The 21,438-nt window shown below is 52.1% G+C and carries 16 protein-coding genes; 5 read left to right on the top strand and 11 right to left on the bottom strand.

Annotated features, from left to right (window positions below):
- The first annotated feature begins 100 nt into the window (after nucleotides 1-100).
- The 4 genes from AC3WQ3_RS02335 to AC3WQ3_RS02320 all read left to right on the top strand — a co-directional run bounded on the left by AC3WQ3_RS02335 (nucleotide 101) and on the right by AC3WQ3_RS02320 (nucleotide 6,709).
- Nucleotides 101-232, top strand: a complete 132-nt coding sequence (locus AC3WQ3_RS02335) for a hypothetical protein (RefSeq protein ID WP_492471354.1) — start codon at nucleotides 101-103, stop codon at nucleotides 230-232.
- Nucleotides 233-451: 219 nt separating this feature from the next.
- The gene (locus AC3WQ3_RS02330; protein WP_492471353.1) at nucleotides 452-1,381 is read left to right on the top strand and encodes a TetR/AcrR family transcriptional regulator; all 930 of its coding nucleotides are present in this window, start codon (nucleotides 452-454) and stop codon (nucleotides 1,379-1,381) included.
- A 35-nt stretch (nucleotides 1,382-1,416) separates the two neighbouring features.
- Nucleotides 1,417-4,629, top strand: a complete 3,213-nt coding sequence (locus AC3WQ3_RS02325) for an efflux RND transporter permease subunit (RefSeq protein WP_492471352.1) — start codon at nucleotides 1,417-1,419, stop codon at nucleotides 4,627-4,629.
- Nucleotides 4,630-5,032: 403 nt separating this feature from the next.
- A complete protein-coding gene (locus tag AC3WQ3_RS02320) occupies nucleotides 5,033-6,709 on the top strand; it encodes a PucR family transcriptional regulator (RefSeq protein WP_492471351.1) in 1,677 nt (558 codons plus the stop codon).
- Between the two features lie 12 nt (nucleotides 6,710-6,721).
- Here AC3WQ3_RS02320 and AC3WQ3_RS02315 read toward each other — a convergent pair whose 3' ends face one another.
- The 11 genes from AC3WQ3_RS02315 to AC3WQ3_RS02265 form a co-directional block, all read right to left on the bottom strand.
- Nucleotides 6,722-6,949, bottom strand: coding sequence for a hypothetical protein (locus AC3WQ3_RS02315; RefSeq protein ID WP_390584908.1), 228 nt, complete (start codon nucleotides 6,947-6,949; stop codon nucleotides 6,722-6,724).
- Between the two features lie 5 nt (nucleotides 6,950-6,954).
- On the bottom strand, nucleotides 6,955-8,394 hold the full coding sequence (hydA, locus tag AC3WQ3_RS02310; protein ID WP_251643709.1) for a dihydropyrimidinase: 1,440 nt from the start codon (nucleotides 8,392-8,394) through the stop codon (nucleotides 6,955-6,957).
- A complete protein-coding gene (gene preA, locus AC3WQ3_RS02305) occupies nucleotides 8,391-9,686 on the bottom strand; it encodes an NAD-dependent dihydropyrimidine dehydrogenase subunit PreA (RefSeq protein ID WP_492471350.1) in 1,296 nt (431 codons plus the stop codon). Before preA ends, hydA begins: the two co-directional genes overlap by 4 nt.
- 92 nt (nucleotides 9,687-9,778) lie before the next feature.
- On the bottom strand, nucleotides 9,779-11,149 hold the full coding sequence (locus tag AC3WQ3_RS02300; RefSeq protein WP_492471349.1) for an NAD(P)-dependent oxidoreductase: 1,371 nt from the start codon (nucleotides 11,147-11,149) through the stop codon (nucleotides 9,779-9,781).
- Nucleotides 11,150-11,218: 69 nt separating this feature from the next.
- Nucleotides 11,219-12,100 (bottom strand): nitrilase-related carbon-nitrogen hydrolase, encoded by an 882-nt coding sequence (locus AC3WQ3_RS02295; protein ID WP_390584915.1) that lies wholly within the window; start codon nucleotides 12,098-12,100, stop codon nucleotides 11,219-11,221.
- A gap of 92 nt (nucleotides 12,101-12,192) precedes the next feature.
- Nucleotides 12,193-13,473, bottom strand: coding sequence for a M20 family metallo-hydrolase (locus AC3WQ3_RS02290; protein ID WP_492471348.1), 1,281 nt, complete (start codon nucleotides 13,471-13,473; stop codon nucleotides 12,193-12,195).
- 75 nt (nucleotides 13,474-13,548) lie between these two features.
- The gene (locus AC3WQ3_RS02285; RefSeq protein ID WP_492471347.1) at nucleotides 13,549-14,922 is read right to left on the bottom strand and encodes an aspartate aminotransferase family protein; all 1,374 of its coding nucleotides are present in this window, start codon (nucleotides 14,920-14,922) and stop codon (nucleotides 13,549-13,551) included.
- A 22-nt stretch (nucleotides 14,923-14,944) separates the two neighbouring features.
- A complete protein-coding gene (locus tag AC3WQ3_RS02280; RefSeq protein ID WP_492471346.1) occupies nucleotides 14,945-16,006 on the bottom strand; it encodes an ABC transporter substrate-binding protein in 1,062 nt (353 codons plus the stop codon).
- Nucleotides 16,007-16,087: 81 nt separating this feature from the next.
- On the bottom strand, nucleotides 16,088-17,023 hold the full coding sequence (locus tag AC3WQ3_RS02275) for an ABC transporter permease (protein WP_492471345.1): 936 nt from the start codon (nucleotides 17,021-17,023) through the stop codon (nucleotides 16,088-16,090).
- Nucleotides 17,020-17,832 (bottom strand): ABC transporter permease, encoded by an 813-nt coding sequence (locus AC3WQ3_RS02270; RefSeq protein WP_492471344.1) that lies wholly within the window; start codon nucleotides 17,830-17,832, stop codon nucleotides 17,020-17,022. The genes AC3WQ3_RS02275 and AC3WQ3_RS02270 overlap by 4 nt, the downstream gene beginning before the upstream one ends.
- The gene (locus AC3WQ3_RS02265) at nucleotides 17,813-18,628 is read right to left on the bottom strand and encodes an ABC transporter ATP-binding protein (RefSeq protein WP_492471343.1); all 816 of its coding nucleotides are present in this window, start codon (nucleotides 18,626-18,628) and stop codon (nucleotides 17,813-17,815) included. The genes AC3WQ3_RS02270 and AC3WQ3_RS02265 overlap by 20 nt, the downstream gene beginning before the upstream one ends.
- Before the next feature lie 578 nt (nucleotides 18,629-19,206).
- Between AC3WQ3_RS02265 and AC3WQ3_RS02260 the strand changes: the two genes are divergently transcribed.
- On the top strand, nucleotides 19,207-21,429 hold the full coding sequence (locus AC3WQ3_RS02260; RefSeq protein WP_492471342.1) for a methyl-accepting chemotaxis protein: 2,223 nt from the start codon (nucleotides 19,207-19,209) through the stop codon (nucleotides 21,427-21,429).
- Nucleotides 21,430-21,438: the final 9 nt, after the last annotated feature.

The raw sequence follows: 21,438 nt of genomic DNA, 5'->3' as shown, positions 1-21,438 counted from the left end.
ATTCTGTAAAAACTAGGGCGACTTCCATCTGGAAGTCGTCTTTTTGGTATATCATGTAAATAGGCATATGTACTCTGTGAATATGGAAAGGATGACTGGTATGAAGAAATGGTTGGTCCATCTCAGCACGCTTGCAGGCTATTCATTCCTAGCCCTCCTGGCTGCATTTTATCTGGTCGCACTGACAGCCATCATTATTCTGGCCATACATGCCTTCGGGAATGGAGCATAGTTCTTACACGTTCTTACATTTATCCACGACAACGCTCACTTCCACCTCTCTCTCCTTCTTGAAAAACCGGACTGCTCTCATAGTTCGAATTTCCAATTCCCTCCCATTTGAATTATCCATTCCACTTCGTTTATACTTGTTTTGACCCTAAAGTCAATCCAAGAACTCATAAGTTCCGCAGATGAGGTGAAGGTATCGTTAATGAACCCAATTCATGAAATGAATGAGAAGAAAAAACTCATTATTACGACAGCTCTCAAGCTGTTTTCTGCCAAAGGCAGTGCTGCAACGTCCATGCAGGAAATTGCGGAGCTATGCGGCATGTCCAAGGGAAGCCTCTACCTGATTTTCAAATCCAAAGAGGAATTGGAAGCCAGTACGATGGAGTACTGCATCTATACCCTGCTGGATGAAATGTCACAGATTGAACATGAGGCTGGCCTCACATCACGAGAACGTCTGCACAAGCAGATTGAGACGCTGCTTCTTCATGTATCCGAATTAAAAGAATTCCTTCGGGTGCAGCTGCGCAGCATGATGATGGATGATGAGCAGCATCCCAGCAGGAAATGCGACCCGCATCACAGGGATATGGAGATCCGAACCCTGCACTGGTTCAAGGATAAGCTGGAGGATCTGTACGGTCCCGAGATTGAGCCATATACTGTGGATCTTATTTTGCTGACGCACGGCCTTTTCCTGTCCTACATCAAGATCTGGTTTACGGAGATGCCTTCCCTTACCGTATCCAAAATGGCCACGAATCTGCTGCAAACGATGGATTATGCAGCGTACGGTTTGCTGGATCAGCGACCTGAGCCTTTGATTAGCTTGGAAAACTGGCCGGCATGGACCAGCGAATCCAAAACGGATTCCACCATGATGCGTCACCCCATTCACATCATCAAACAGATGCAGGATATCGTAACTACCGATCTGTCTGCAGGACAATCCCGAAACGATGCACTAGAAACCATCGCCATTCTCAAGCAGGAAATGATGGAATTCACGCCGCGCCGGGCGATTATCCTGGGCATGATGCACAACCTGGAAAACATTCCAGCCATCGAATCGTTGCACTCCGAGCTTCAGCATATTCTGGATGCCATGTATAGCCGGTTCATCCAGGCTGACTCGTCAAACAAATAGAAACAGGGAGAACAGAGAGGAGAAGAGACCATCGTATGAAAGGAATCATTAATTTTTCACTGAACAACAAGTTTGCGATCTGGATCCTGACCATCATCATTTCCTTCGCTGGTTTGTACAGCGGACTGACGATGAAACAGGAAACCATCCCTAACATCAATGTGCCATTTCTAAGTGTCACGGCGATTGATCCCGGAGCGGCTCCAGAAGGTATCGTAGAAGATGTGACCAAGCCGCTGGAACAGACTCTGCGCAATGTGGAGGGCATCAAGACACTCACTTCCACATCCATGGAGAATGCTGCTTCCATCACACTGGAATTTGATTATGGAACAGATCTGAACAACGCTACAGCAGCTGTTCGCGAGGCGCTAAATGAAGTGCAGCTTCCGGACGGTGTACAGAAACCGACCATTTCCAAATTCAGCATCAATTCATTCCCGGTTGTCTCACTGAGCTTGTCCGATAAGGACGGCGGAGATCTGGAGCAGTTGACCAGACTCGTTGAATCCGATATTCAGCCTGCACTCGAAGATATCGACGGTGTAGCCCAAGTACAGGTTTCCGGTCAGTATGTCAAGGAAGTCCAACTGAAGTTTAACCAGGACAAAATGAATGAACTCGGTCTGACAGAAGATACCGTTAACGGCATCGTTCAAGGTTCCTCTGTCCGCGTTCCACTCGGATTGTTCGAACTGGACGAAGCACAAAAAGCCGTTGTGGTTGATGGTAATATCATTGATCTCGATGACCTGAAGAACCTTGCCATTCCTGTGGTACCTAGCGGCGCAGGTGCAGCAGCAGATCCATCTGCTCAAGCAGGCGGTGCTGCTGGCCAAGCAACAGATCCGGATGCCGCACAGGGATCGACCCCGTCTGCCGCACCATCCGCGGGTGGAAATGCAAGTGCAGGCAGTGCTTCCAGTGCAGCCAATGCCGCAGGAATTCCTACGGTGAAATTAAGCGAGATCGCGAACATTGAGGTTATCGGTCAGGCCGAATCCATTTCACGGACAGATGGCATGGAGTCCATCGGTATCTCCATCGTGAAATCCAATGACGCCAATACCGTAGATGTCGTGAATGCCGTTAAAGACAAAGCGGAAGAATTGCAGTCACAATTCAAAAATGCCCAACTGACGGTATTGCTTGACCAAGGTAAGCCAATTCAGGATTCCGTTAATACGATGCTTGGCAAAGCCGTCTTTGGTGCCCTGTTTGCCATCCTGATTATCCTGTTGTTCCTGCGCAATATTCGTTCAACCATTATCTCGATTATCTCGATCCCGCTCTCCTTGCTCATGGCATTGACTGCGCTCCTGCTCATGGACATTACACTGAACATGATGACTCTCGGCGCCATGACCGTTGCTATTGGACGGGTCGTGGATGACTCGATCGTTGTTATCGAGAACATTTATCGCAGATTGACCCTGAAGGGAGAGAAACTGAAAGGCCGTGAACTGATCCGGGAAGCGACTCGTGAAATGTTCATTCCGATCCTCTCTTCCACCATTGTAACCATCGCCGTGTTCCTGCCACTGGCACTTGTTAGCGGTATGGTAGGCGAGCTCTTCATGCCATTTGCATTAACCATGGTATTTGCGCTGCTGGCATCCTTGCTCGTGGCTATCACCATCGTTCCGATGCTGGCTCATACCCTGTTCCGCAAAGGCCTGAAGAACAAGCAAAATCATGAGGAAAAACCAGGGAAGATGGCTGAGGGTTACAAACGCTTGCTGAACTGGACACTTTCGCACAAAATCATTACCGTCGGCATCGCCGTGGTCTTGCTCGTCGGCAGTTTGTTCCTTTATCCGTTCATTGGTGCAAGCTTCTTGCCAGAACAGCAGGACAAATATGTGACGATCACATACAGCCCGGAAACCGGCTCCCTGCGTGAGGACGTTGAAAAAGAAGCACTTGCTGCTGAAAAATATTTGCTGAAGCAGCCTGGCCTGGAGAAAATGCAGTATTCCATCGGCGGCAGCAATCCACTGAGCAGCATGGGTGGAGGAAGCTCGAACTCGGCACTCTTCTATATCGAATACAATGAAGATACCAAAGATTTCAGCCAAGTGAAGGAACAGCTTGTAGAAGGTTTGCGTAAAGAAGTTCCTGTAGGTACCTGGAGTGAGCTGGATATGTCCGGCGGTCTGGGAGGCAGCAGCCTGAGCATCTCCATCTACGGCGACAATGTGGAACAGCTTAAGCCTGTCACGGATGAAGTGTTCAAGCTGGTTGAAGCAGATACCGAAAACTTCGAAAAAGCTGACACCACACTCTCTGACACGTATGGTCAATATACCCTCGTTGCAGATCAGGAAAAGCTGAGCTCGCTCGGTCTGACTGCAGGCCAATTGGCTATGGCACTGAGCCCTGTACAGGAACGCCCGGTACTGACGGAAGTGGATATTGATAACAAAACCTATAAAGTGTATGTCGAGACAGATCAGAAGACATTCGACAGCATCACTGACATTGAAAATGAGACCGTGACTTCTCCGCTCGGCATCCAAGTACCGATCAAGGATGTTGCAAACGTTGAAGAAGGCACTTCTCCGAACTCGATCATGCGTATTGACGGCAAAGTCGTTGCACAAGTTTCGGCTACCATCCTGGCTTCCGATGTGCAGAAGGCTTCACAAACCCTGCAGGATAACATCGACAAACTGGACCTGCCTGATGGCGTTGAGGTGAAATTTGGCGGTACAACCGAGCAGATCAATGACACCTTTACCCAACTCGGTCTTGCCATGCTGGCAGCCATCGCCATAGTATACTTTGTACTTGTCGTTACATTTGGCGGCGGTCTCGCACCATTCGCCATCCTGTTCTCCCTGCCGTTTACCGTTATTGGTATCATGGTAGGTCTCTTCCTGGCTGGAGGCACCATTGACGTCTCTGCCATGATGGGTGGACTGATGCTGATCGGGATCGTAGTCACCAATGCAATCGTCCTGATCGACCGTGTCATTCACATGGAGAAGGACGGCATGTCTACGCGTGAAGCCTTGCTTGAAGCAGGGGCAACACGTCTGCGTCCAATCCTGATGACGGCTCTTGCAACGATTGGTGCCTTGCTGCCACTCGTTACTGGACTGGAAGAAAGTGCGGGAATCATCTCGAAAGGCTTGGGTATTACCGTTATCGGCGGTCTGATCAGCTCTACGCTGCTCACCCTGGTTATTGTGCCGATCGTGTATGAATTCCTGATGAAATTCAAGAAGAAAAGAATTGAAGACTAAGCTGCTCAATTGAACTTCGGTCCATAAAGAGCAATACGGAAATATAATAAACCTCCTGGTTCTCCATTGGAATGATTGACCATTTCAATGAGATCAGGAGGTTTTTTAGTTTGACCATCAAGAAGCCCCCCTCCCCTAAATGTCAGGTAAAACAACACCAATCCGCACCTGGATTATTTCAGATTACAAAGAAAAGGGCTTATTTTGTTATATAAAACAAATCAGCGTCAGATTTCAGCCCATCATCGGTAAACGGAATTATAATATAGCTTAATTATGTAAGTTAACGGATTTTAGACAGGTCATCCAGCTCGTACATCACAACATAACAGACGCTCTTCAGAAACCTGCATCATGAGGCGGGATTGCAAATTGCATGCAATTGGGGAAGGACGGTGGTTGTATGGGGGAAACGACGCTCCAACTTCAGATGAGAGACATGTTGAAACGGCCTGTATTTCGCAAGGCAGAGGTACTGGCCAGTGAACGGGCACTGGAGAGGTATGTCCGTTGGGTCCACATTATGGAGGTACCGGATGTGGGCGATTTGTTAAACGGAGGAGAACTGGTGCTGACTACCGGCATCGGCTGGCAGGCTGATGAGCAGCAAGGTTTGTCTTTTCTGCGGCAGTTAATTGCCCGTGGTGCGGCTGGACTCTGTATCGAACTGGGGATTCACACCAAGTCACAACTTGGAGCGATGAAGGAAATCGCAGCAGCAGATGACTTTCCACTGATCTGGTTCCATGAACAAGTCCGCTATATTGATATTACACAAGACCTGCACTTCGCCCTGATTCGCAGTCATCAGCGGATGCTCGCCGAACTCGACAATCTGACTACCTCGTTCAATCAGCTCCTGCTAAACGGAGACGGCGTACAGCCGCTGCTTCGCTTGTTATCACGCACAACCGGCTGCCCGGTTGCATTATACCCACTCGAGGGGGAAGCCAGTGCTGTTCCTTATTGTCCACCAGAACAATTGGAGAACCGCAGAATGGCCTGGTTAACCCAGCGCAACCATTCACCTGAGTCAGGACAATCAAGCCATTCCCATCGTTTGGAGCAGCCCATGGATGCCTATACCCTGCCTGTTCAAGCGCTCGATTACACCTTCGCAGACCTGGTGCTCTTTCTCGAGAAACTTCCCGAACACGAGCCCGAGTCACTGCGTCACAAACCTACTGATGAATTTGTCATTCAGGCACTGGAGCGCTGCGCGGCCGCTATTGCACAGGACTGGATGCGAACCAAATACATGGAGGAGAAGCGTCGTTACAAGGAAGACATGTGGGTCATCGACTGGCTGAACGGACATCACACGGCCAAGGAAATTCAAGAGTACCTGTCAGCCAGCCCCCTGCTTGCTGCCAGCAAAGGCACCGTCGTTTTGTTTGACAGTAATCCGAATTATACCGACAGCCTCAAGCTGCAGAAGCTGCTTATCCAGCGCAATATCGTCGCCCGCTCTGTATTCTCCAGGGAAGGGTTCTCCCTGTTCAGCACGGTACTGAATCATCAGATCATCCTGATCATCCTCGATCCTCAGCCAGGTCCTCAGCGCAAAAGCCAGCTCTGGCGCTGCATAGAGCAGCTACAGCAGCACGAAACGGACCAGACCCATCGTCTGTTCTCCGGTCTGCTGGGCATCGGTCACAGCTGTGCAGATTTGTCACGACTCAAGGACAGCCTGGATACGGCGAAGGAAACGCTGCGCATTCAAAAGGATACTGGACCCATGCAGCAGCCGTTTTACAGCAATCTCCATGGTTACCGCATCATCGCCGGGATGAAGCAGAGCGGTAATCTGGAGGATTTTATTGAGGAATACCTCGGCCCCGTCATCCGGTATGATGCAGAGAAGGGCGGCCAGCTGCTGCGCACACTCAAGCAATATTTCGTGCTGTGCTGCTCCAAACAGGAGACCGCTACTGCCCTATTCATTGTCAGACAGACCCTCTATCACCGGCTGGACAAAATCGAAGCTTTGCTCGGAGAAGACTATATCCTTCCCGAGAAACGCGTCGCCATCGAACTCGCCATCTATGCTTATGAATACGTTCATGGCCCAATTGCATAGATGGCAAGAGGACTATGCCCCCCGCTGTTCCTGAAGCTGCCGGATCAGAAAGTGGACGAACCACTTTCGTCCGGACGCTGTACCCACATGCTGCTCTTTCATTTCGCCCGGATGATCGGGATGTTCCCATACGACACTGGCACCCTCCAGATGTTCCTGGACCGAATAGATTCGATATCCCAGCGCAACCATTCGTTCAATCGCCACTTTCTCCGCTTCAAATGCTTCATTCTCCAGCAATCGCCTCAACCTCCTGTCACTGTCGTAACCGCCTGCCGCCCAGGCATGGGGGCACCTGCATCGTATTTGGCACGCTTCACATACTGGCCCGATCCTGCCGCACCTGCAAACTGACGATCCTTAATGACATACTCTCCCCGGCACAGCACGGTAACGGGACATCCCTGTACCTGCATGCCTTCGAAGGCACTATAGTCCACATTCATATGATGTGTACTCGCCGATATCTCCCTGGAAATGGAAGGATCGAAAATAACGATATCCGCATCAGTACCGACGGCAAGCGTTCCTTTCTGCGGAAACATCCCAAACAGCTTGCTCGCCCGGGTAGAACACAGATCTACCCATTGATTCAATGAAATGCGTCCCTTGGCAACTCCCTCCGAATATAAAATGCTAAGCCGGTCCTCAATGACAGGCCCACCATTAGGTATTTTGCTAAAGTCATTCTTCCCCAGATCCTTCTGCCCCTTGAAATTAAAGGAGCAGTGATCGGACCCAATCGTCTGCAATTGGCCGCTCTTCAGTGCGTTCCACAACACCTCCTGATGGGAGGCTTCCCGCAGAGGCGGGGACCAGACATACTTCGCCCCTTCAAAATCAGGCTGATCCATGATGGACTGATCCAGCGTCAGATACTGCGGGCATGTCTCGCCCCAAATCCGGTAGCCCATGTCGCGCATGCGTGCAATCTGCTCCACAGCTTCGGCACACGTCACATGCACAACATACAGCTGCGAATCCGCAAGGGCAGCCAGACGTGCAGCGCGTCCTGTCGCCTCTCCTTCCAGGATGGAAGGACGGGTAAGGGCATGATGGATCGGCTCGGTCCGCCCTTCAGCGAGCGCCTGCCGCACAAGCAGATCGATCACATCGCCGTTCTCGGCATGCACCATGACCAGGGCACCGTACTCCTTGGCCTTTTGCAGCGTCTGATAGAGGATGCCATCATCCGCCTGGAACTGGTTTTTATAGGCCATGAACACTTTGAAGGAAGACACCCCTTCTTCCTCAATGACCTGCGGCAGTTCCTCCAATACCTGGTCATTCATCTCCCCGATCATCAGATGGAATCCATAGTCGATGGCAGCCTTCCCCTTGGCCTTCGCATGCCATTCCTTCAGGGATTCGGTGAGCGGTTTGCCTTTCTGAGTCAGACAGAAATCAAGGATTGTCGTTGTTCCGCCAAACGCTGCCGCTGCGGTTCCCGTTGCAAAATCATCCGCGGTCACTGTCCCGCCAAAAGGCATATCCAGATGTGTATGCGGATCAATACCGCCGGGAATGACATAACAGCCGGAGGCATCCACGATCTCCGTTCGGTCATCCGCCACCATGCCCATGCCAATCTGCGTGATTTTCCCGTTCTCGATGAGTATATCTGCTTCAAATGTGTCCGCTGCCGTGACCAACACGCCATTCTGAATCAGTTTGCGCCCACTCATGATATCGCCTCCTTGGTTGATTGATCTCGAATCGATTGCAGCACAGCAATCGCAGATTGACGTTCATTCCAGGTTAATGGAGTCTGTTCAGGTGCTACCTCGACCATTTCAATGGCCCCGTCCACCGGACATACAATCGAGCATAGGTTACATCCCACACAATCTTCCTCGACCACTTCCAGATAGGCACCGGAAGGATCGGTCAGCATATCAATACACTGGTGCGATGTGTCCTCACAAGCGATATGGCACTTGTTGCAGTTAATACAGACATCACGGTTAATGCGGGCAACCACTTTGTAGTTGAGATCCAGATTACCCCAGTCCGAGTATCGGGGGACGGTCTGGCCCACAAGTTCCGCCACACTGCTCAGGCCCTTCTCATCCAAATAATCATTCAGCCCGTCAATCATATCCTCCACGATGCGAAACCCATGATGCATCGCTGCTGTGCACACTTGGACGCCTGTCGCTCCCATGAGCAAAAACTCCGCCGTATCCCGCCAATCGGATATGCCGCCAATTCCCGAGATGGGCACGCCCACTTCCGGATGTCGGGCACATTCGGCCACCATGTTGAGGGCAATCGGCTTCACCGCTGGTCCGCAATAGCCGCCATGGGCCCCTTTGCCGCCTACATGGGGCACGGTATTCCACGAATCCAGATCCACCCCCGCCAGAGAGTTAATCGTGTTGATAAGAGAAATCGCATCCGCACCGCCGCGCACTGCGGCCCGGGCCGTTGCCGTAATATCCGTAATATTCGGTGTCAGCTTCACGATCACGGGGGTCGTTGCAACTTCCTTCACCCACATCGTCTGCAGCTCAACCAGATCCGGCTGCTGACCGGAAGCTGCCCCCATGCCCCGTTCTGCCATGCCGTGAGGGCAGCCAAAATTCAGCTCCAGTCCGTCTACCCCGACGGCTTCTACCTTTTTGACAATTTCATGCCACTTTTCCTGCTTCGGTTCTACCATCAATGATGCAATGATCGCGCGATCCGGGAAGCGCTTCTTGGTTTCGGCGATCTCCCGCAGATTGACCTCCAGTGGACGATCGGAGATCAGCTCAATATTGTTGAAGCCCGCTACCCGCTGTCCGCCGAAATGTACAGCGGCAAAGCGGGATGACGTGTTAATGATCGGTTCACCCAGCGTCTTCCACACCGCACCTCCCCAGCCTGCCTCGAAGGCACGCTGCACCTGATATCCCGTATTCGTCGGCGGCGCGGATGCCAGCCAAAATGGATTGGGTGATCGAATACCTGCCAGATTTATCGATAAGTCAGCCATAACGATCCCTCCTTGGTGTTGTTTGCATATATGGTCTTGCTCTGCACTCGGTGGCTTCATGGTCTGAACAGCATACGAAGCACAAGCTCACCTCAAGCCGTCTCCTCCACCTGTCCAGGCAGTGCCTTCATCAGTGCGGCTGCAGCCAGCTTCCCCTGCTGGGCAGCCGAGACAACCATGGCCTCGCCTTGCCCCTGGCCGAAAATTACATCCCCTGCCGCATAGATCTGTGGATGAGAAGTTCGGTAGGTCTGCTGCTCCACCTCAATAACGCCCCAGTGATGACGCAGACCGAAGGCTTCAATGAGAGGCAGCAGCCGGTTCTGTCCGATCGCCCGGACGACGGTGTCACATTCAATCACGAACTCCGTTCCTTCTTGGGGTACGGGTAATGCACGCCCGCCTCCTGGGGGCGTGACCAGCTCCATTTTCACACACTCCACAGCCCGGACTCGCCCATTCTCATCGCCAATAATGCGCTTCGGCATCGTAAACCAGCGGAACTCTACCCCTTCCTGTTTCGCAAACGCATATTCAAACGCATAGGCCGTCATCTGACCCTCTCCGCGCCGATAGAGCATCTGTACACGTTCTGCTCCCAGACGTACCGAGCAGGTGGCTGCATCCACTGCCGTGTTGCCCGCGCCTATGACGGCTACTCTCAGACCATTCAGTGCAGGCGGTACGCCCTGTTTCGTGGATTCCACCAGTTCAATGGCATCGTACACCCCTTCCAAGCTCTCTCCTTCGATCCCAAGCATCGGAACAGAACCCATACCACAAGCCAGAATGACAGCTTCATGCTGTTCCAGCAGTTGTTCAGGAGACAGATCCACGCCTATGCGTACACCGTACCGGATGTGTACTCCCAGCGCTTCAACCTGCTCCACTTCCCAAAGGGACACTTCCTGGGGTAAACGAAAGGAGACGATCCCGTACGTATTTAATCCACCACCCTTAGGCTGCGCTTCATAGATCGTCACCTCGTACCCTGCACGGCCAAGCTCTCTGGCTGCAGACAAGCCGGCAGGCCCGGCGCCAACAACAGCGATGGAACGGCCATTGGAGGGGGCTGCCTGAAACAAAGATTCATTGGCCTCCCGTGCCCAGTCCGTGGCATATCGCTGCAGATCACCGATGCGAATGGGCTTCGACGATTCGTTCAGTACACAGGCGCCTTCGCACAGTTCCTCGGTTGGACAGACTCTTGCACAGCTAGCTCCTACCGGATTGGCATCCATAATGGTTCGGGCCGAGCCTTTCAGATGACCTGTCGAGATTTTCCGGATAAACGAAGGGATATTGATGTCCGTTGGGCACGCCTTGATGCAAGGTGCATCGTAACAGTACAGACAGCGGTTGGATTCCTCCATCGCTTCCTTGCCTGTCATGGCGGGTTTCATCTCGGCAAAACGGCTCTCCCATCCATAATCGGATAACGCTGCTCCCGTGCTGTTTATCATGAACATGCACCTCCTAGGGATTGAATTAGGTCTGGGTCATTTTTTGAATTACAACCTTTCAAATGCTAGTTACAGATTAACCAGATGCTCATACGTCTCAGGGCGCCGATCCCGGTAAAATTGCCACACATTGCGCACTTCACGGATGATTTCGGTATCCATCTCGCCGATGACAATCTCATCCTGATCCCTGCTTCCTATGGCAACCATTCGTCCGCGCGGGTCCACCAGATATGACTGACCATAAAATTCACCCATATTCCAAGGCGCCTCCACGCCTACCCTGTTAATGGCAGCAACGTAATAGCCGTTGGCAACGGCGTGGGCAGGCTGTTCCAATTTCCACAGATATTCCGATGTACCCGCCACCGTGGCTGACGGATTGAACACAATCTCCGCTCCGGCGAGTCCGAGCAGACGGGCTCCTTCCGGAAAGTGCCGATCATAGCAGATGTACACGCCTACTCTGGCGTAAGCTGTATCAAATACCGGGTATCCGAGATTCCCGGGCCTGAAATAATATTTTTCCCAGAAGCCATTCGTGCCCTCGCCTGCTTCCACATGCGGGATATGGTGCTTGCGGTATTTGCCCAGATAGGAGCCATCGGCATCAATCACGGCAGCCGTATTGTAATACGATGCAATGCCTTCTACCTCGTACACAGGCAAAATGATCACAACGCCAAGTTCCTTCGCAAGCGCCTGAAAACGCCTGGTTGTCGGCCCCTCCGGCACCGGTTCGGCAGATGCGTACCATTTGGGATTTTGTTCGGTGCAAAAGTAGGGTCCGTAGAAGACCTCCTGCAATCCGATAATCTGTGCTCCTCGTGCTGCAGCCTCACGGACCAGGGTGATATGCTTCTGGATGGCAGCCTCCTTGTGCTCTTCAACCGGTGCCGATCCTTCCACTTCATGCGAAGCCTGAATCAGGCCTATATTGATTTTTCCCATACGCCAGTAACGCCTCCTTCTACCCAGGTTAGGATGTATTAGAGATGAATCCGATCGTTCATCGGTTCCTTTTTCATATCAGAAAAGGTGAATCAGCCCTCCGATTCATCTTCAGCAGGCAGCTTCCCGCATATCTGCCGAATCGTGCGGTACAACATCTCCGTTCCCAGCGCAATGTCCTCCGGAGAGGAATACTCACTCGGATGATGGCTGATCCCATCCTTGCTGCGGACAAAAATCATGCCATAGTCGCACACATAAGATAGCGCAAGTGCATCATGGAACGGACCACTCATGAGCTCCGGCAAGGACAAGTCCATCTCCTCTGCAGACGAGCGAATGGCTGCCTTGATTCGTTCCGCACAGTAGCGCGGTTCACTATTGGTATCTTCAGCCACGGAATAGGTAAGCCCATGCTGACCGCATACTTCAGCAAGCACATTCATCAGCCGGGCTTCAAGCTGGTTGCGGCGTTCCATCTCCATATCGCGCAAGTCCAAGGTGAAGCTGACTTCTTCAGGGATGATGTTGCGCGAGTCGGGGAACACCCTCAGACTGCCCACCGTACCAACCGTGGGGGCAGCCGGATCTGCTCTAACCATGTCGTCAAACGCTGCAATGACTCTGGCACTGCCTACGAGCGCATCATGACGCATGGCCATCGGTACCGAACCGGCATGCCCTGCCATGCCCTTGATCGTAATCGTTAGCCATAATGGACCGGAGATACCCGTGACCAGTCCCACCGGGGCATCCAGCGATTCCAGCACAGGGCCCTGTTCGATGTGCAGCTCCAGATAGCTGCCGATGGAATCAGGTGCATAGACTCCTTCAGCGAATTTCTCTACCGAGCATCCGAAGGCTTCCAGCGCCTCCCGGCGAGTCACCCCGTTCCTGTCCTGCCGCTCCAGTTCTCCATCTTCCAACTGCCCAGTCATTCCCCGGGAGCCGAACAAGCCTTTGTTAAATCGGGAACCCTCTTCATCGCAAAAAGCTACGACCTCAATTGGCATCCGGGGCTGAAGGCCACTCTCCATCAGGCACTGCACAGCTTCCAGGGCCCCCAGGACACCAATGGCACCATCATACCGACCGCCATAAGGCTGTGAATCAATATGCGAGCCGATCATCAAGATGGGCTGCGCAGGATCAGTACCTTCCAGGCGGCCAATCAGATTCCCAAATGGATCCAGACGGGTCACCAGTCCAGCTTCTTCCATCCAGAGACGCACCTGGATAATGCCTTCCATATCTTCAGGGGTGAGGGCAAGCCGGCAAACGCCCGTCTCTCCGATTCGTCCAATACGGGACAATTGTTCAATTCGTTCATTCAACCGAAGATGATTAATGCCTATTCCGGTTGTGGTCTGCATCTTCCCTCGCCTCCACATGGTTTATTTTTCAAACGAGTCATACAAGAGTCATTCCTGGAATTATCTATCCAGCCACTATCCTGCCTCCACACTCCGCAGTGCCTTAAGCAAACTTTCCGCGATCAGCTCCAGCTCATCCTCCGTGGTGACAAAGGGCGGTGATATCGTCAAAATGTTGGCGAAACCGGGTACCGTGTCCCCGTTCTTACCGATAAGAATGCCGTCCTTCTTACAACTGGCCAGCACGTGCGCCACCTTCCCAGCATCAGCTGGGGAGCCGTCCGCCTCTATAAGCTCGATGCCGCAGGCGAAGCCAAACATTCGAACATCTCCGACCGCAGGCAGCTCCTGCAGCGGCTCCAGCTTTTCACGAAGGACTCGCCCCAGTTCATCCGCACGCTCCACCAGATTTTCACGCTCCAGAATTTCGATGTTGGCCAGTGCTACCCGGCAGGAGACCGGATTGCCGCCGAAGGTGTTCACATGGCGAAAGTGAGCATCCGCTCCGGGTTCCCGGAACGTATCATACAGATCGGCTCGCACGGCTGTAGCCGATAATGGAGAGTACGCGCTGGTCATCCCCTTGGCCATCGTGACGATATCCGGCTGCACCCCGTAATTCTGGTGTCCGAACTTCTGTCCCGAACGACCGAACCCGCAGATCACTTCATCCACGATCAGCAGTACACCATAACGCTCACAGATTTCCTTCACTGTACGCATGTAGTCCGGAGGCGGGACAATCATACCGCCCCCCGTAATCACCGGTTCCATGATCACCGCGGCCACGGTCTCGGGGCCTTCCCAGCGGATGACCTCCTCATAGATGGTTGCACATTCGAGTCCGCACCCCTCCTTGTTCCGTCCAAACGGACAGCGGTAGCAATATGGGGGTGGGACATGGGAGAAGCCCACGCCCAGCGGTTCATACTTGATTTTGCGGGCAGCTTGCCCGGTGGCACCGAGTGCACCCATGGAGTTGCCATGATAAGCCCGGTGACGGGAGATGAACTTGTGCCTGGTTGGCTCACCATTCTGGTGATGAAACTGACGGGCTATTTTGAACGCCACCTCATTGGCATCCGATCCCGAATTGGAGAAAAAGATTCGATAGTCCCCCTCCAGCCATTCGTTCAGCTTCTCTGCCAGTAAAATCGCCGGCTCGTGGCTCTGGGTCATCGGCACATAAGCGAGTGATTTCATCTGCTCATATGCACTCTTTGCAATCTCCTCCCGTCCATGCCCCACATTCACACACCATAACCCGGACATGGCATCCAGATAACGCGTTCCATCCTGATCCGTGATCCAGCTGCCTTCCCCGCTGACTGCAATCATTGGATGATCATTATGAGGCGAGATGTGATGCCACACATATTTGCGGTCTTTCTCCAGCCATTCTTCCTTGGTACCGCCAAGCGGCTGAGGTTGCTGATCCACGGAGCTCATTCGCCATCCTCCTTCGACTGCCTTATTTCACCGCTTCTTCGTAAATGCTCTTCTCCAGCGCTTCATCCAGATTGGCTGCCTTCTTGATCAATCCATAATTCAGTGCAATATCTGCTGTACGGGCAAACGATTCATCCACAAAACTGCCCACCTGCTGCTCCGTAAATCCTTCCGGACGAATCAGCTTCGCAATCTCCTCCAGCATCGTAACCTGATGTTCACGGGTCGTACTGCCGTCGGTTACGTTGCTCATGACGATATCCACGGCTTCCTCCTGGTTGTCGATGGCATAGTTCCAGCCTTTCAGAATGGCACGGGTGACTTTAACGGCAAGATCACGGTTGCCATTGACCCACTCCTTTTTCGCGATCAATGTATCTTCCAGCATGCCTACGCCAGCTTCCTCAATGTTGAACACATCCAGATCGGACTCCTGTACGCCGCTCTCCAGCACAACGTGATATTCGTTATATATGGTTGCTGTCGCCACATCCACCTGGTCATTAAAAAACTGATCCATCGTAAACCCCTGCTTCACCAGCTCAATATCCTTCTTCGGATCAAGTCCGTTCTTCTCCATAAAAGCGAGGACCTGGAACTGCTGGCTGCCGAACCATGTGCTTACCTTTTTGCCTTTCATTTGGGCCGGATCAGTAATTCCTGCTGACTTCTTGGCGATCAGGCGATAGCTGCTCTTCTGTGAAATCTGGGCAAGGGAGACCAGCGGCAGACCATTGTCGCGGCTCACCAGCAGACTGTCTACCCCCGTGATACCGACATCGGCTGCGCCGTTCACCACCTGCTGTTCAATGACGATATCCGGGCCACCCGGAATAATCTCTGCATCAATGCCTTCATCTTCAAAAAAACCTTGTTCCTTCGCGGCGTAAATTCCGGCGAATTGGGCCTGCGGAACCCATTTAAGCTGAATTTTCACTTTCGTTAAGGACTGCTCTGCGTCTCCTCCTGAACTTGCAGCAGCAGGTTCGGCAGACGGCTCCGTCTTCGCGGAACATGCTGCCAGCAAGGCAACCGCGAGCATCAGCACAACGACCATCAAACCCGATTTCAACGTTTTGTACATATACAAACAACCCCCTTGTTTATATAAGAATTCAATCAGGTACTGCAGCGGATCTGTGGTGTTCCCGCACGATGGTGAGGGTTATGCGTTAGTGCGCACACGGTTCCATGGAATGAGCCGCTTCTCCGCCAGTACAACGGCTTCATAGAGCACGATGCCGAGAGCGGCGGCAATGACGATACAAGACCAGGCAAGCGGCATGTTGGCGAGTCGAATCTGATCCGACAGCAAATATCCAAGACCTTGGGAAGCGATAAAAAATTCGCCGACAATGGCACCGATAATACTGGTGGACATGTTGATCTTCAGTCCGGCAAAGAGGGACGGCATGGCGTGTGGCAAGCGCAATTTCAGGAACACCTGCATACGGCTTGCAGCCAGTCCGTCCAGCAGCTCACCGTACTGCGGCTGTATTGAAGTGAGCCCTTTGAACAGACTGACTGCCATGGCTGCCATCGTAATGACTGCCACTACGGCAATCCGTGACCAGATGCCGTCCCCAAACCAGTTGTTCATGATGGGCGCCAGTGCAACAATCGGCACTGCGTTAAGAGCCGACATCACCGCGATCCCTGCCTTGCCGCTGATGGGGAAGAATGAAGCACCTGCGGCTGCGACCGCCCCCAGAAGGGAACCCAGCAGGAAACCACCCAGCATTTCCGTTCCACTATATAGGGCATATCGGAAGAGCATTTCCGCATTATCCCGGATGGATGCTGCAATGGCTGAAGGTACAGGAAGCTGGTAACTTTCCAGGGAAAATAATTGATGAAACAACCGGAACTGCCACATGGCGAGAAAACATAGGCCGGCCAGCCAGGGGAGCAAATGCAAAATGGTCCACTTTTTCCGTGCAGTACCGACTGGCCTTTCCTGTTCTGCTTGTCCCTGCTGCCCCTGAATTTCCGATTCGGGGACGGAAGCAGCCATAGCTGAACCGGGCAGAGACGCAGAGCCGGACACCGCAGCTGTTCCATTCTCCTCCCGGCTGCGGTTTACCATTACCCCTTCGCTCATACCGCGTTCCCTCCCTTCGCTCTGAATTCGGGCTGCCAAGGCGTTAACCACCGTTCGGCCAGGCTGATGACCAGATACGAGATTAGGCCAATGCCGATGCTAAGCATGATCGTAGCCCAGAACATGCCGACTTGGGCACTGCCATAATACAAGGAACTGACCATCAGGACACCGAGTCCATCCGGTGCACCCATCAGTTCAACGACGATGGAAGAAGTAACGGCTAGCGGGGCAGCGATTTTCATGCCGGAGAACAGTCCTGGTAGGGCAGAAGGCAGCAGGCATTTGATATATCTGGCCGTCAGCGAGGCTCCGCACGAACGCATCAGCTCCAGATGCTCCGGTGCGGCGCTCTTTAACCCTTTTAGCGCGTGAATGACAATGGGGAAGAATGTAACATAAGCCGCCATGACGATCCTGGCCCATTCTGCATGATGAATAATGCCGTATACGATCGGTGCGAGACCGATAATTGGGATCATCTGCGAGGAGATAACATAGGGAGATAAAGTCCGTTCCAGCCAGACGGCCGCACTCATTAGAAGCGCCAGCATCAGCCCCAGTATTGCTCCTCCTGCGAATCCAATCGCTGCATTGCCGAACGTCACTGCCCCCTGCTCAGCGAGAGTGCCCGAGTAGCGAACCAGTGCGGCAAGAACGTCATGAAGGTAAGGCAGACGGGATGCAGCTTGCTGCGGTGACATCCACATGTGGAGAATCCAAGCTATACCCTCCCACAGCAGTAATAGGGATAGAATCCATATCACGATCCAGGATCGGTAATCCAGTTTAAATGAGCGCAGGGACATGGCCCGGATCACGCTCCTCATGAAAACAATTGCGAATGGTGGTCAGCATGTGGTAGAAGTCTTCGGTCTCTCTCAGTTCATTGGTTCGATCCGAAGGCAGCGCCACAGAGTGAATGGAATGTACTTGCCCGGGATGTGCCGAGAGGACAATAATGCGATCTGACAGAAATACGGCTTCGGGGATACTGTGCGTGACAAAGAGGAAGGTTTTGCCCGTGGACCGCTTGATCTCAAGCAGTTCCAGTTGAAGCTTTTCTTTCGTGAATTCATCCAGCGCGGAGAACGGCTCATCCATCAGCAGCAGCGGCGGATCCAGCGAGAGCGCACGGGCAATGGATACCCGCTGCTGCATGCCTCCACTGAGCTGCCAAGGATAGTGGTCAGCAAATCGGGTGAGCCCGACCATCTCAAGCAGCTCACTGCTGATGCGGCGGCATTCTTTTTTGCTTGTGCCCAGGATCTCCAGCGGCAGCTCTACATTGTGACGTACCGTGCGCCAATCAAACAGGGCTGGCGTCTGGAATACGATACCGAATTGTCGCTGCAGGCGCGCCTTTTCAGGTTCCGAACCTGCAATGCGGACGCTGCCTGAAGTCGGCTGCAGCAGATCGGCTATGAGCCTGAGCAATGTCGACTTGCCGCAGCCTGAGGGACCAAGCAGCGAGACGAATTCATTGGACTGGATATGGAACGTCACATCAGACAGTGCGGTGACCTGTTTGGTTCCAGTACCAAAAACGACGGATACATGATCAATTTCAATGTGGCGATTTTCGGGGACGTTCATGGATGACATAGGCATTCTCCTTTTCGCGGGGGAAGTTAGGTTTCATTTCACACCAAGGCCGAATGGAAGGTTTGCGTTCACGAACGTAACAGGTTTTTCTAGTTAGGTAATACTATAAATCATTGGGCGGAGATTACATTATACAGACTGTTTTGAGTATGGGCCTGTTCATGTTACACAGTGTAAAATGAGACAAATTCTCATTCAGAACAATGTCAGCCCATGGATGGTTTATCTGACATCACGTTATTCGATATGCATAGATAGCCTGTATTTCAATGTTCTTTATGGATGGCTTATTCGAGCATGTGTATTGAACTGGGTACGGATTCCAGTACATTAAGACCTATAATATAGGTCCTTCGCATACCTGTCCTTCTTAAAAAGCGCATGTTTCTTTGTATTTATTGAATAAATATTCGGAAAATTTGACATATACCCTCGTATTCTTGTCGTTTTTCTTGTATAACGTTTTATATGGAAAAGATAGGAATACCACTTCATTAGGAAATGACAGCATCCATATCGTTTTATCAGGAAAGGGCTGTGCAATTAAGCTTTCAACTTCAAAGATCGGGGTGGTCTGTATGTTTGATTGGCTTGGCTGGAGAAAAGGGTGGCCGTTATGGCGGTCATATCGGTTGAACGCACATATCAAGAATGATGTGGAGCAGATTTTTGAGGGAATTGCCGAAACCAGGCGGCAGCTTCTACTGGATTGGGCAGATGAACAGTGGCGTCATATGGATCAATTCGTGCATCAGATCCAGTCGGCGGGACTTCTGGACACAGCACAGATCGTACAAAATAGCAGCAAATGGGATGCATGCTTCAAAGCAGCGTACATCCGGGCAGCAGATAGCACAGAGATTTTTATGTTGGACGAACAGAATCAGGTTGTATTTTCTACATATAAAAAACATATTGGGCAGATCTATGAAGATAACGAAGCTTCCATTGGACCAGGCTTGAAATATGCCAGAGCAGATGCGGCCGGGAAAAGATGTCTCTATGGTCCCTATTCGGACCCAGTGACCTTGGAGATCGGGCCTCGCTCCTCCTCTTTTCACGATGATGTCACGCTCATGTTCATTGAACCTCTGCTGCAGGGAGGACGCTACATCGGTTCACTGTGCTGCCGAATCCCCAATGATGTACTCGGGGACTTGATCCAACGGGAGTCTGGACATGTCTATCCCGATTCGGGAGACAATTATCTCTTCATGGCCGAGTCGAAACTGCGTCCGCATCTGCAGCCAGGAACTGCTCTGTCTCGCAGCCGATTTGAGGATCATACATTTACACATGGCGAAAATCTCAAGGATGGTGTCACAACCAATTGGGGGATTGTATCCGTCAAAGAGCACACCGAACTGGAGTTGATGTTCACCGACCCTTCCACTGGGGAGCTGCATCCTGGCGTTTCTAATACCATTCGTAACGGATCAAATCTGTTTGCAGCCTATCCGGGCTATTCCGATTACCGTCACATTTCTGTTATCGGCAAAGGCATCACCTTCCAGCTTCCCCACTGTCCCGATCGATGGGGCATGATGTGCGAAGGTGATTTGGAGGAAGTATACCGGGTACGCAGTATCGGCTGGCGTCAGTTCAAGCTGCACAGCCTGTTTATCGGTTTATCAGGCATTGGGGGAGCTGCCCTCGTATTTGCCTTATCAGGTAGTGCATGGAGTGCAGCAGCTCTCGCGGCATTTAATATCATTCTGGGTTTGGTCACAGCAGATCAGCTGCAACGGAGACACAATCAACGTGTGCACGAGGACTTGCGGCGCATCAGCCGGTTTATTCGGATCAACGCGGAGGGTCAGGGCGATCTGACCCAGCGGTTGGAACCATCCGCTTTTGCACTGGATGAATCCGGTGAACTCGCTAAATGGATTAATAACATGATTGACTCGCTCGAAGGCATCATGCTCAAGGTTCAGGTTGCCACCGTGGATGTAATGAACAACCAGTATCAGATGCGCACGTCCACCGAAACGACCCAAGTTACGACCGAACGTGTCAATCATAAGATTGGGTCCATGATCCACGGCATACGTGAACAGCTGGAGGATCTCGATCAAGCCAAGCTCGCTGCCGATCATATGCGTCTTACCCTGCAGCAGCTGGAGGCCTCGGCCACAGAACAGATTGATGTCGCCCGTCAGGAAGTGGAGCGCATTGGCGGCAAAATGACGCAGATCTCGGGGACCGTCAAGGATACCAACCGCACAATTCTTTCCTTTATGGAGACCATGCAGGACATTTACCGTGCACTTGCAGCCATCGATGAGATATCCGCTCAAACGAATCTGCTTGCGCTGAATGCATCCATTGAAGCAGCACGTGTCGGAGAACATGGCCGCGGTTTCGCTGTCGTTGCCGGGGAGATTCGCAAGCTGGCTGAGCTGTCCCGTTCCTCTACCGAGGACATCCATCAGATTCTGAACAATATCACTACCGCAGCCGATACCGCTGCCCGCTCCATTCATGAGGGAGATCAGGTGCTTGCTGAAGGCAGCACACTGGTTCAAGCAGCTGCACAACTGCTGCAAAGTGCGTCAGCCGAAGATTCGCAAAGGACACAGGTCGTGGATCAGGTCGTTAGACTTATGGAAAATATCGCTGCCATCAGTCAACAAAACCGCTCCACGTCCGCAGAGGTGGAGACCGAGATGATGGCACTGCTCAGTGACATGATGCATGTTCAACAGTCTTCGCATAATGTGGAAGCCATCACTGTATTTCTGCAGCAAATCGTGGGTCAATTCCAGCTGACTCATCCCCAAAAAATTGCTGCCACCTGACGTTATCGT

This window comes from Paenibacillus sp. FW104-T2, from assembly GCF_058789975.1.
Note: the sequence above shows the minus strand (reverse complement) of the source record. Positions and strands in the feature narration are given on the sequence as shown.